The 11,957-nt window shown below is 36.2% G+C and carries 8 protein-coding genes, 1 other RNA gene and 2 pseudogenes; 5 read left to right on the top strand and 6 right to left on the bottom strand.

Features of this window, described 5'->3' with window-relative positions:
- On the bottom strand, positions 1-129 hold a 129-nt coding region (locus F6K27_RS33900; RefSeq protein WP_287276967.1), incomplete at its 3' end, for a helix-turn-helix domain-containing protein.
- A 353-nt stretch (positions 130-482) separates the two neighbouring features.
- On the opposite strand from F6K27_RS33900, the gene ssrA reads away from it, so the two are divergent.
- Positions 483-877: a transfer-messenger RNA gene (gene ssrA, locus F6K27_RS21720) on the top strand.
- A gap of 448 nt (positions 878-1,325) precedes the next feature.
- On the opposite strand, the pseudogene F6K27_RS21715 reads toward ssrA, so the two are convergent.
- Positions 1,326-2,112: pseudogene (locus F6K27_RS21715) on the bottom strand (IS5 family transposase).
- A gap of 135 nt (positions 2,113-2,247) precedes the next feature.
- A complete protein-coding gene (locus tag F6K27_RS21710; RefSeq protein ID WP_287278715.1) occupies positions 2,248-2,505 on the bottom strand; it encodes a hypothetical protein in 258 nt (85 codons plus the stop codon).
- An 80-nt stretch (positions 2,506-2,585) separates the two neighbouring features.
- On the opposite strand from F6K27_RS21710, the pseudogene F6K27_RS21705 reads away from it, so the two are divergent.
- From F6K27_RS21705 to F6K27_RS21690, 4 genes and pseudogenes are all read left to right on the top strand, one after another.
- Positions 2,586-2,754: pseudogene (locus tag F6K27_RS21705) on the top strand (transposase); the annotation flags it as partial.
- Between the two features lie 793 nt (positions 2,755-3,547).
- Positions 3,548-5,569 (top strand): magnesium chelatase ATPase subunit D, encoded by a 2,022-nt coding sequence (bchD, locus tag F6K27_RS21700; RefSeq protein ID WP_287278714.1) that lies wholly within the window; start codon positions 3,548-3,550, stop codon positions 5,567-5,569.
- Between the two features lie 411 nt (positions 5,570-5,980).
- Positions 5,981-6,358, top strand: coding sequence for a response regulator (locus F6K27_RS21695; RefSeq protein WP_287278713.1), 378 nt, complete (start codon positions 5,981-5,983; stop codon positions 6,356-6,358).
- A gap of 466 nt (positions 6,359-6,824) precedes the next feature.
- The gene (locus F6K27_RS21690; protein WP_287278711.1) at positions 6,825-8,318 is read left to right on the top strand and encodes a M48 family metallopeptidase; all 1,494 of its coding nucleotides are present in this window, start codon (positions 6,825-6,827) and stop codon (positions 8,316-8,318) included.
- Positions 8,319-8,786: 468 nt separating this feature from the next.
- Here F6K27_RS21690 and F6K27_RS21685 read toward each other — a convergent pair whose 3' ends face one another.
- From F6K27_RS21685 to F6K27_RS21675, 3 genes are all read right to left on the bottom strand, one after another.
- Positions 8,787-9,185 (bottom strand): nuclear transport factor 2 family protein, encoded by a 399-nt coding sequence (locus F6K27_RS21685; RefSeq protein WP_124143692.1) that lies wholly within the window; start codon positions 9,183-9,185, stop codon positions 8,787-8,789.
- 427 nt (positions 9,186-9,612) lie between these two features.
- Positions 9,613-10,122, bottom strand: a complete 510-nt coding sequence (locus F6K27_RS21680; RefSeq protein ID WP_124143693.1) for a TM2 domain-containing protein — start codon at positions 10,120-10,122, stop codon at positions 9,613-9,615.
- 229 nt (positions 10,123-10,351) lie between these two features.
- Entirely contained in the window at positions 10,352-11,437 is a 1,086-nt protein-coding gene (locus F6K27_RS21675; protein ID WP_287278709.1) for an alpha-hydroxy acid oxidase, read from the bottom strand.
- Positions 11,438-11,957: the final 520 nt, after the last annotated feature.

Raw genomic sequence — 11,957 nt, 5'->3', positions numbered from 1 at the left:
TATATCTCGCCATTGATGAAGAGTAGGCCGACTTATATTTAATAAACGACTCACATGACTGATAGACATACCATTAATAATGAGGTCAAGAGCCCGTTCACGCAAATCTTGACTGTAAGGATATACCATAGCACTCAAACTTTATTTGAATATATTAAAGTAAAGAATCCTAAGCTATAAACTGTAAATTGTCAATACCATTACACGCATCCTTAAAACTTTAACCTTTAGCGATCGCCTAATTTATGAAAAATACAGCTCATACAGTTACTTTTATGTTACATTATCAATATTTATGTAATATGTAAAGATGCCAGCGCTCATTGCTATATATAACCGGATTCTATATGACTCCTGCCTTCTGCCTTCTGCCTTCTGCTTTATTCAAATCCTGACTCCTGACTCCTAACTCCTGACTCCTGACTCCTAAATTCAACAGTTGTCAAAATTAAAATAAATGTGTAAGATAAAAATAATAACACGGGGCATTAACGGTTTCGACAGGGTGGTGAAATCTACTTTGTGATTCAGGTCGAGAGTGAGTCTTCTCTCGCAAATCCCGGACTCAAAAAATAATAAGTGCAAACAACATTGTACCTTTTGCTCGTAAGCAAGTAGCTGTAGCTTAATTGCGAAAATACCTCTTACAGGTTCGAGCGTCTGTGGTTTGACTCCGTTAAGGATTGCAGACTTAACCCCAACGGATGCACTAGTAAACTGCCTCTGGTCAGCTACTGGTTAAGACCTTACTAGAGAATCCCGCCATCCGGGATAATGGATGGTCCCAGCTCTGAGGGTTAACAAGAGCTAAACCTGTGAATGAGCGAAGAGTAAATAGCCATTTTGGACATGGGTTCAACTCCCATATGCTCCATTAAACAATTAAAAATAACCATCGTACTAAAGCCGTTTTTTGCTTTTTGAGCATAGAGCGGTTTTTTTAGCCAATCAATCAAGAATAGTATTTGATCTCAAGGTTGGTTGAAGACCCGCACTCTCCTGAAGGCGGGAGCGGAGGGATGGGAAAACCAATCAATGTTGCGGTTTTCACAGATTGTGTGCTATACTAAATTGATAGACTTATTGTAAAAATATACTGTGCTGTAGTATATTTCTGTTTTTTAGTCTAAGTTTGCTTGATAAGATATCCAGAATTTATCAATTTTTTTGAATAATTAATAACAGGCGATCGCCACAAACCAAAATCATTAAAAATCGCCAAAATAAATAAGTTCAGCTAATGATTAAAAGTTCAATTTACTAGATATTTAATAAATTCAAATTCAAACTTAATTAGCTAAATCATAATTATAAATACCAGCTATTTAGTTCACTCTTAGTCCAAATCTGTTACCACGATTTCGGTAAGGATAAGAGAGAATTTTCAAGATTTTTAGTTGTCTATTAATATGTTCTACTATAATTCTTAATTGATTCAGTTGCCGATTATATTTTTTCTATTATGAAAGTTAACTTCTTCCCTTTCTTTTTCTTGAGTGGTGTTTGACTTAATTGATAAATTTTACCTATTCCTTGATCGCCTTTATCAGCGATAACTTTAATTAAATTCCCAAATTTAACGCCACTATTTTTAAATAGTTTAAAATCATGAGTTATACCTTTTCCATAGACTAAACATAAGATTTTTTCATTTTTTTGTTGAATTACTAATCGTGTTTTTAGTGTATGTTATCTTTGTTTTCCACTGTAAAACTGTTTTTGCCGGTTTTTTAGGTCTTTCAATTTTACTTTCCATGAAATCCATCACTACCAGTTCTTCTTCAGCATGAGTTTGCCATAATTCTTTTTTTCCAGGCAGTCGAAATTGACGAGATTTAATTAAGATATTTTCAATTTTATGAACAATACGACAGACATTAGATTCAGACATTTTCCATTCCAATCCAATATGATAATAAGTTCTATATTCTCTCAAATCTTGAAGAGTCATTAAAATTTGGTCTTCAACTATTAATTTTGGCTTTTGTCCTGATTTATTTTTTTATTTTTCTTGAGTTTTTACAGTACTAACCATTACTCTAAAAGTTTTTTTACCCCTGTCAAACGCTTAAATTCTGTTGATGGTAACTTTTTTGCTTGCCAATATTTCACGATTAAATTAATTTAATTTGCTAAATAATTGTCTTTAATAATTATACAATAAGTTTTCATTGATATAAATCTCCCCTAATACGCTTTCCTGATGGTTCCCAGTTATCGGGTTTTTCACCATATTTTGGCAGAAAATCATTGTCTAAAAACGATGATTGCCAGGTATAGGACTCCTGATTGTTCTACAAATTGCAACCCATATAAGTTGCAAAGTTGCTCGATTCTTTCTTTGAGTCTAGGAGTAGGAATTTGTACAAACTTTTGATTGGTTTTAGTTCCCAATTCAATTGACTCTTTTTGCTCTTTATTCCAACCAAAAATGACTGTAGCAATTTCATGTTTAAGACAATGATTAATCACCAATCTTGCTGTTTTGTTAACAGCATTACCCATCTGACGATTACGTTTTTCAGTAATTTTAGCTAAACGTTTAGACCCAAAATCTTGTGGTTTATTTTCTTTTAAAGTAGCTAATATTCAAAGCTTTAAAAGGCAGGTCTTCTCGATTGTTGCGACAAGAGTTTCCTGAATTATGCAAGCTGCCTAGTTTATGGACTCACAGCTATTTTGATGATACTACTGGAAAAGTCAGGATAGCCGTTGATTTTGGAATACATCAACGACCCTCATCAGGGGGGTTGAAACCGCCTTTCGTTTTTCTACCCCGCGCCTAAATTGACGGCGTTACCAAACTCTCGAACTTCCTCCGTGTTCATCAATCCTATCTAGACTGACTAACTCCTCAAAAAAAACTACTGACTACTTAAAAATGAGGGGATATGTAGCAAAAACTTTATTATCTTTTTTTTGAGTTTAATACTCCGCTGTCTACACGGTGTTTACAATTGGTTGGGGTTTGAGTACCCATCTATTTTTTCTTCCTTCCTCCTTCTTCAATAGCTAATCTAAAAAATAAAAGCCCCTTTGTCAATGTTGACCAAGGGACAAATAACTATCAGGGTGCATCTACTAAACGTAGTATAACACCCGCAAGGGGTAAACCCCACTACTTGAGTAATTAAAAAAAAATATCATAAATTAAACAAAGCATAAGTTTCATTAAACTCAGCACCCACATACATAAAAAAAAAGCCCCTTTGTCAACATTGGCAAAGGGACAGATAACTATCAGGGTGCATCTACTAAACGTAGTATAACCTTTTTAAGGGGTGAAACCCCTCATTTTAATATTTTTATTACTTATGCTACATATAAATATTAATAATGTTAGTTAAAAGTTATTTTGCAGTAGTAAAAAAATCAAATGTACAACTATATATTTGAATTAAAGTGTAACTTTAAAATAAGAATATATATAAGGATTGGCATTTGAAGCAATAATCCTCCGCATCGCTACCGCGATCGCCAACCTCGATCGAAAAATATGTCCCATTATTTTGATATCCTAAAAACCAAGAGTAAAACTATTTAAACTATGCCTGTAGTAAACCCTCCCGCCATCATCAACTTTCCTCTAGCTGCCGTAGTCGGACAAGAAGCAATCAAACTAGCCCTATTGTTAACCGCTGTCGATCCAGGATTAGGAGGAGTTGCCATTGCTGGCCGTCGTGGTACTGCCAAATCGGTAATGGCCAGAGCGCTACATTCACTCCTACCTCCCATTGAAATTGTTCAAAATTCCATTAGTAACTGTAACCCTAACTATCCCGAAGAATGGGACGACCAACTATTAGAGCAGTATGCCGACCCCACGTCAGTAGAAGTTCTCACTGAAGTTATACCTGCACCTTTTATTCAAGTCCCTCTAGGAGTAACAGAGGATCGGTTATTAGGTTCTGTAGATGTGGAAAAATCAGTCACACAGGGAGAAACTGTTTTTCAACCAGGATTATTAGCATCAGCTCATCGAGGAGTATTATATGTAGACGAAATTAATTTGCTGGACGACAATATTGCCAATTTATTACTCACAGTTCTCACAGAAGGACGAAATCAAATAGAACGAGAAGGCATTAGTTTTCAACACCCTTGTCAACCTCTATTTATCGCTACCTATAATCCAGAAGAAGGACCACTGCGAGAACATTTGCTAGATAGAATAGCGATCGCTCTCTCAGCAGATATGGTTTTAGGTTTAGACCAACGAGTGGAGGCAGTAGAACAAGCATTAGCTTATGCTAAATCTCCCCAAGCTTTTCTCGAACAATATGCAGAAGATATAGATAATCTCAAAACTCAGATTCTTTTGGCTAGGGAATGGATCAAAGATGTCATCATTACTAACGAACAAATCCAATATTTAGTAGAAGAAGCAATTCGTGGAGGCGTACAAGGACATAGAGCAGAACTTTTTGCTGTGCGAGTAGCCAAAGCATCAGCAGCACTGGATGGAAGGACAACAATTAATGCTGATGACTTGCGTCGGGCCGTGGAATTAGTCATTGTGCCACGAGCAACAATAGTGCCAACCCCTCCAGAAGAGGAGCAACAACCGCCACCTCCACCACCACCACCAGAAGACCAGTCTCAAGATGAGCAAGAGGAGGATGAGGATGAGGATGAGGAAAACCCGGAACCTCCAGAGGAAGAAGAGGCAAGTATCCCTGAAGAATTTTTGTTTGACCCGGAGGGAGTGGTATTAGATGATAGTGTGTTGATGTTTGCTCAAACAGCAAACCGTCAAGGTAAGTCTGGTAGTCGGAGTGTGATTTTTTCTGAAGACCGGGGGCGTTATGTGAAGCCGATGTTGCCCAAGGGTAAGGTGAGACGTATTGCGGTTGATGCGACTTTGCGAGCTGCTGCTCCTTATCAGAAGTCTCGTCGCGAACGTCAGCCAAATCGTAAAGTGATTGTGGAACCTATTGATATGCGGGCAAAGCGTTTGGCAAGAAAGGCTGGTGCTTTGGTGGTGTTTGTGGTTGATGCTTCGGGTTCGATGGCGTTAAATAGGATGCAGTCGGCGAAGGGAGCGGTGATGCAGTTGTTGACGGAGGCTTATCAGAGTCGTGACCAAGTGTCGTTGATTCCTTTTCGGGGGGAACAAGCGGAGGTTTTGTTACCGCCTACTCGTTCGATAACTACAGCACGACGACGTTTGGAAAAGATGCCTTGTGGTGGGGGTTCGCCTTTGGCGCATGGTTTGACTCAGGCGGTGAGAGTGGGTGTGAATGCCAAGCAGTCTGGTGATGTTGGGCAGGTGGTAATTGTGGCTATTACGGACGGACGGGGTAATATTCCGTTGGCGCGTTCGTTGGGTGAACCGATATTGGATGATGAGAAACCGAATATTAAGGAGGAGTTGTTGGAAATTGCTGCTAAAGTTCGGGGTTTGGGGATTCAGTTATTGATGATAGATACTGAGAATAAGTTTGTTTCAACTGGGTTTGCGAAGGAGTTGGCGAAGCAAGCAGGGGGTAAGTATTATCATTTACCTAAGGCGACAGATCAAGCGATCGCTGCTATGACTCAGAATGCTCTCAAGGATGCTATTGGTTGAAAGGGAGTAGGGAATTTGGGAAGATAGGGAGATGGGGGCAAATTTCAACCTTTTTCCCGTATTTGATCACACACCCTATCTTTAACTTTTGTTGACAAACAGCCTCTTAATTTTACTCCCGATGAATAGACATCTCCACAAAAGAGAGAGTAGGGAGTAGGGAGCAGGGAGCAGGGAGAAAGAATTGATGAATAAGAGTGGGATAATTGATTTGACTTTTTATTATTGGAGATTTCTAATTTCACTTCTAATATCAAGTCTCATTAATTAGCCATAATAAATTAGCTATCTCTAGTCATCTGAAATAAGCAGAAAAAAGTTCAGGAAGAATTTAATTATTGTGGTTATCTAACTAAGCCTTTTACTGAGAAAACAGTTTTAGAAACAATCAATAATATTTTCAACAGATATGTGAAGTCCGAAACTATTCTAATAGTGGATAATTCTATTACTGTTCGTCAACTTTTGAGTATGACTTTTATCAAAGCTGGCTATCAGGTAGAAGTAGCAAAAGATGGGTTAGAAGTTTGGAAGAAATTGCCAAATAATTTACACGTTGACTTGATTTCATTAAATATAGAAATGCCGAGGATGAATGGTCAAGAGTTAGCTTGGAAAATTAGAAAAGATTCTAAGTTACAAAATTTACCAATAGTTTTTATGACTTCTCGTGGTACATCCAGAATGGGTTTAGCAATTGAACAATTAGTTAAAAATTGTGCTTATATGACAAAACCTTATGTTGAAGAAAAGGTCTTAGAGACTGTAAAAAATTTATTGAAAAAATAGCCAGTATTGATTGAAGAAGTAGTCAGGAGTCAGGAGGGAAGAAGAAGAAGAAGGAAGTTTTTTATCACTAATTAAACGGACATAATATTATTCCTAATTTACCATCTTCCCACTCCTTATTTCCTATTCTCTGTTATCGCAGTCGCCATGACTGTATTTGACAGATCAAAAGCTTAAAACTCAGACAAAACAAGATTTTTCCTTATTCCTTCTCTCCTAGATAACTAAAGCCTTCTTAGTTCTTGCTTCTTACTTCTCTCCTAGATAACTAAAGCCTTCTTCCTTCTGCTATATAGACAAAATTCTTTACTCATATCAAATCCGTTTAATTGGACATAAAAAATTCTCGAATCGTCATAACTATACTCATCTTTGTGATTCTCTTTCCTCCTGACTCCTGAGGACTGACTCCTAAAGACTTAACCAATCTATAACTGTTTAACCAGATTTAATATCAAATAACACTATGAAAATTTTTATAAATTATTTCACAATTATAATCAGCTTATTTTCCCTGCAAAACTTAGCTTTAGCAGAAACAAATACTCTAGAAAATCAACCTCAAAAACCTCCGTCAGCAAAAATATTTCCTACTAATTTTCGGCCAGAAACACCAGAACAAAAATTAGCTGAAGCAGACCGACTTTATTTATCAGGAGAAAAAACAGCAGCTGAAAAACTTTACCGAGAAGTAAAAGAACCATTTTCTGAAGATATTGAAGCTAAAATTAATCGCCCTAAACCAATTTATGAACCCAGAGAATTACCAGTAACAGCTCAAGTTTATTGGCGACAAGCACAAGAAGGATTAGCTAAAAATCTAGAGACTCAAATATTTATAGCTTTAAAATTATTAGTCAAAGAATATCCTGAATTTATTCCAGCTCATATTAAACTTGCAGAAGTATTAAAAGCTGATGAACAAACAGAATTATCCTTAGAAATATTACATCAAGCAGCGAGTTTATATCCCAACGAACCGGAATTAATGAAAGCTCAAATTACTGCCCTAGCAAATGAAGAAAAATGGTTAGAAGCAACTTTATCTGCTCAACAATTTGCTTTAATGAATCCCGAACATTCCCAAGTAGATGAATTTAATCAATTAGCAGAAACCTATAGAAAAAAATTTCAGTCTCAGCTCAAATCAAAATTAAGAGGAAATACAATTGCTAATGTTGTTACTGGCGCTTTAGGAGTAGCTCTTACTGGTAATCCATTTGCTGCTATGAATGCAGTTCAAACAACAGCATTAATGCTTCGAGGAGAATCAAAAATTGGCAAGAGTTTAGCAAAATCTGCAACTAAAAGTTTACCTATGGTTGAAGATGAAACAATTCTTGAATATATCAATACTATTGGGCAAAAACTTGCCAAAATGACTGGTAGAGACGAGTTTGAATATCAGTTTTATATAATAAATGATGAAAATCTTAATGCTTTTGCTTTACCTGGCGGGCAAATATTTATTAATTTAGGAGCAATAGTTAAGACAAATTCTGAAGCAGAATTAGCAGGTTTACTTGCTCACGAACTAGCTCATACTGTATTATCTCATGGATTTCAGTTAATGTCTGAAGGTAATTTAATTAGTAGCGTTACTCAATATATTCCTTATGCTGGTGGTGTAGTTAGTAATTTAATTGTACTTAACTATAGTCGAGAAATGGAACGTCAAGCAGATGTATTAGGAACACGAATTTTAGTATCAGCAGATTATGCAGCAGATGGGGTAAGAAATTTAATGAAGACTCTGAATGAAGACACAGAAGATAGAGGTATTATTGCTTGGTTATCTACTCATCCAGAGACCGCAGAAAGGGTACGTTATTTAGAGGAGTTAATTGTTAATAGTGGTTATAATCGTTATGCTTATGAAGGAGTAGTATATCATGCCAAAATTAAGGAAAAAGCTAAAGCATTATTAGTAGAAAAGAAAAAGGATTTTTCAGAAATTTAGATAGGATACTTCTTGCAGAAGTCAGGGAATAGGGGGATGAAATTGTTGATTTCATATCTTTATTTTGAATTGATTTAATTAAAACTTTTGCAAGAGGTCTAGGGAATAGGGAATAGGGAATAGTAAAATTTCTGGTAGTCCTGCTCCTGTAATACCAATTTGATAAATGTTTGCTACAAATAGTTAGGCTATTTCTTAGGAGTAAACCCACCCCTCGCCCCTCCCCCTCCCAGGAGGGGAAGTTTTGTAATATTCTTTTTTTCAAAATGGTATTATCCGTAAATTATCAATTATTTCTCTCTGTTCCCTGCTCCCTATTCCCCCTTTTCTGGAGATATTTATATATAGCAAAGAATGGGTTGGTTAGGACATAGACTGGTAATAAACTGTAAGACAGGGAAATATTTTTCCCACTATTGCCTATTGCCTGTTCCCTGTTCCCTATTCCCTATTCCCTGCTATAGCTAATTAATTCGACTTACCATCACTACCTAAATATTCTCGGTAGGAACAAATTTTATCTCCTCTGACATCAAAAGAAACTGCTACTCGATTTTTATAAGCTTTTCCCCACATTGGGCCTTCATCCCGAAATTCAAATACTACTGTTGTTTCGTTGCTAGTAATATTGTCTAAAGAAGTAATTGAAAGTCCTTCACTATAAGCTTCAGAAACATACTGAAAAAATTCTCTAGCGCGGTCTTTTCCTTCGTTTAAACCATGAAATTTTCCTACGGGAAACCAAAAGGTAAAGTCATCAGTAAGCATATCCAAAAATGCTTCCCATTCTCCAGTTGCTAAACCATGAGTAAATTTATCAAATGCTTTTTTAGCAACGGTAATTGTGTTTATTTCTGTTTGAGTCATTGTGGATTTTTACAACAATTATATTTGTATATAGCGCTACGCGCTAGGTAATAGGGAACAGAGAACAGGGAATAGGGAATGTAAGCATTTCCTGCGGAATGCTGCGCAAACAGCTATTAGCTGTCAGCTCTTAGCAATAAGACTATCCACTTAAGGACAGTGTTTAAATGAATATAAAGTTTAAAGTCAAGGAAGCTGACTTTCATATTAAGGTTTAATTATAGCTCAATTGATTAACCTTTGATCGCACGCCAAAAACAATAATAGCAATTATTTGTATTAAGTAAAGATATCTTGTTAGTTATTTACCTTATGAGGCTAACTGATAACTGATAACTGAAATGACCTACTCCCTGATTTATAAGTATTCAAGGGAACATCATATTAGAGATTTAAGAAATAAGCTCAACTTAAACAATCTAAAAATTTAAAATACTTTATAAATAACAGCTCCTGTTTCGGGGTGATTATCCATTTCCAATAAGCCCTCTTTATATAATTTTTTTAACAGTTCTTTCATTTCTGGTACTGTTTTATTTGTAGCAATTATACAATCTGCTATTGAAATTCCATCTGGATTTTCCTTAGCTAGTTGAAGAATAATTTGTGTGTCTGATTTTGGGGGATTAGTTTCTAACATTCTCACTATTTGTTCTTGAGAAAAGTAATTATATATATCCCCAGAATCTAATTGTTTCTTGAAATTTTTGAGATTTTTCTGTTCTACCATTCCAGGAATAAAGAAGACATCAAACAATTGACCAATTCCTAATAAACCCGCAGTAGCTAACCACAAACTACCAGTTACATATTTCCCAGAATAAAATCTATGTAATCCGCAAATACCTAAAAAACCAGAACACCATAAAAGGTAAGCCATACCTGTATTTTTAGTTTCATATACTTTGGGATTATTAATAGTTTTAGATTTGTTCATTTTTTTACTTTCCATCTAAATAAACAACCTTATTTGAACTTTATATCTGACTCAATTACAGAATTATTACCTATAGAAAACTTCACCCAATTAGATGAATAAACCTGAAATTTTTATCTTTTTCTTTTGGGTTTAATACCCCGCCGTCATTTGCGGTGTTTACAATTGGTTGGGGTTAGAGTCCCCATCCACTTTTTCCTTCTTCCTTCTTCCTTCTTCCTTCTTTATTTTAAATATAACGAACTAAACTAGAATCTATATCTTCTATCTTAGCACAGCCACTCAATGCCATTGCCACTTCTAATTCATCGCGCAATAACTCCAACAAATGACCCGCCCCTGCTTCTCCATCCACTGCTAGTCCCCACAAAACCGGACGCCCAATTAAAACAGCTTTTGCCCCTAATGCTAATGCTTTGAGAATATCTGTACCCCTGCGTATACCTCCATCCATCAGTACATCAACTTGATGTCCCACTGCTGCAACTACTTCTGGGAGAGCATCAAGAGTGGCGATCGCTCCATCTAACTGCCGACCTCCATGATTAGAAACAATAATGCCTTTTGCCCCATGTTCTACAGCTCGAATAGCATCATCTTCCCGCAAAATTCCTTTAACTACTATAGGTAATGATGTCAATGACTGCAACCAGTCTATATCTCCCCAGGTAAGAGCTGGATCTAGTTGATTAGCAAAATAAGCAAATAACCCAGACTCATCTTCTGTTTGAGGAATTTCTAAATTTGCTATCGACGTTAAATTAGCTAATTCCATGTCAGATGGTAAAGTAAACTTATTTCGGCGATCGCGTTCTCTTCTACCCAAAATTGGTGCATCAACTGTCAAGCATAATGCTTGATAACCTGCAGCTTCAGCTCTTTCTACTAAAGCACGAGTTAGACCGCGGTCGCGATGTACATAGAGTTGAAACCAAAAATTTTTTGGCACATTTGGAGCTAATGCCACATCTTCTAAACTTTTAGTGGACATGGTACTTAATATCATTATTGTACCTAAATCTGCTGCTACTCTTGCTGTTGCTAATTCTCCTTCTGGATGTGCTAAACATTGAAAAGCCATAGGGGCAATTAAAATTGGCATTTTAATATGCTGTCCCAGGATTTTTGTAGTTAAATTTCGCTGGCTAACATTTACTAACATTCGAGGTCGTAATTTATATCGTTCATAAGCAGTACGGTTATCTTGCAAAGTAATTTCATCCCATGCGCCACTAGCATAATAATCTAGTGTCATTTGAGATAAATGTTGTGTTGCCAAAGATCCATACTCGAAGATATTAATTGGTTTGTTCATTATTGTTGGTAATTGGTAATAGACATAGGCGTGAAAAAGATATAGACTTTTTGTAACAGTAGGGAATAGGGAACAGGGAACAGGGAACAGGGAAGATGTTTTTAGGAAAAAAATACGGAAAATGATTTTGTAAGTAACTTTTACAACCCTAGTTTATAGTAAATAAAGAGCAAGTTTCTTTTCTGGAGATGTCTAATGATTAAATGTTGAAGAAGGCAGAAGAGAAGGCAGAAGGAAAAATTGCTTATGGATAGTCAACGACCGGCAACTCCGTGTCTGATAACCCTAAGCAATTTTAAGCTCCCTCGTTGACGGTGGGGTATTAAACCCGCAAAATAAATTGTAATTTTCAACAGTTTAAATAGTGCTTATAAGTCTGATGCTGTAGAGGATAAAAAATTGTCTAGCATCTAATTAAAAAAAAGGCTGTTTTGCAGAAATTTAACGCGAATACTCACTACTAATTTTCGTCATTTCAGTTATCAGTTAGCCTCCTATAATCGGAACTACAAAATTCAGT

This window comes from Okeania sp. SIO2F5, assembly GCF_010692685.1.
Taxonomy (GTDB): domain Bacteria; phylum Cyanobacteriota; class Cyanobacteriia; order Cyanobacteriales; family Microcoleaceae; genus Okeania; species Okeania hirsuta.
The sequence above is the reverse complement of the archived record's forward strand: the minus strand, read 5'-3'. Positions and strand labels throughout refer to the sequence as shown.

Coding starts and splice junctions, on each gene's coding strand:
- F6K27_RS21710 (WP_287278715.1), bottom strand. CDS start 2,505: ATGGGTAATGCTGTTAACAAAACAGCAAGATTGGTGATTAATCATTGT.
- bchD (WP_287278714.1), top strand. CDS start 3,548: ATGCCTGTAGTAAACCCTCCCGCCATCATCAACTTTCCTCTAGCTGCC.
- F6K27_RS21675 (WP_287278709.1), bottom strand. CDS start 11,437: ATGAACAAACCAATTAATATCTTCGAGTATGGATCTTTGGCAACACAA.
- F6K27_RS21685 (WP_124143692.1), bottom strand. CDS start 9,185: ATGACTCAAACAGAAATAAACACAATTACCGTTGCTAAAAAAGCATTT.
- F6K27_RS21680 (WP_124143693.1), bottom strand. CDS start 10,122: ATGAACAAATCTAAAACTATTAATAATCCCAAAGTATATGAAACTAAA.
- F6K27_RS21690 (WP_287278711.1), top strand. CDS start 6,825: ATGAAAATTTTTATAAATTATTTCACAATTATAATCAGCTTATTTTCC.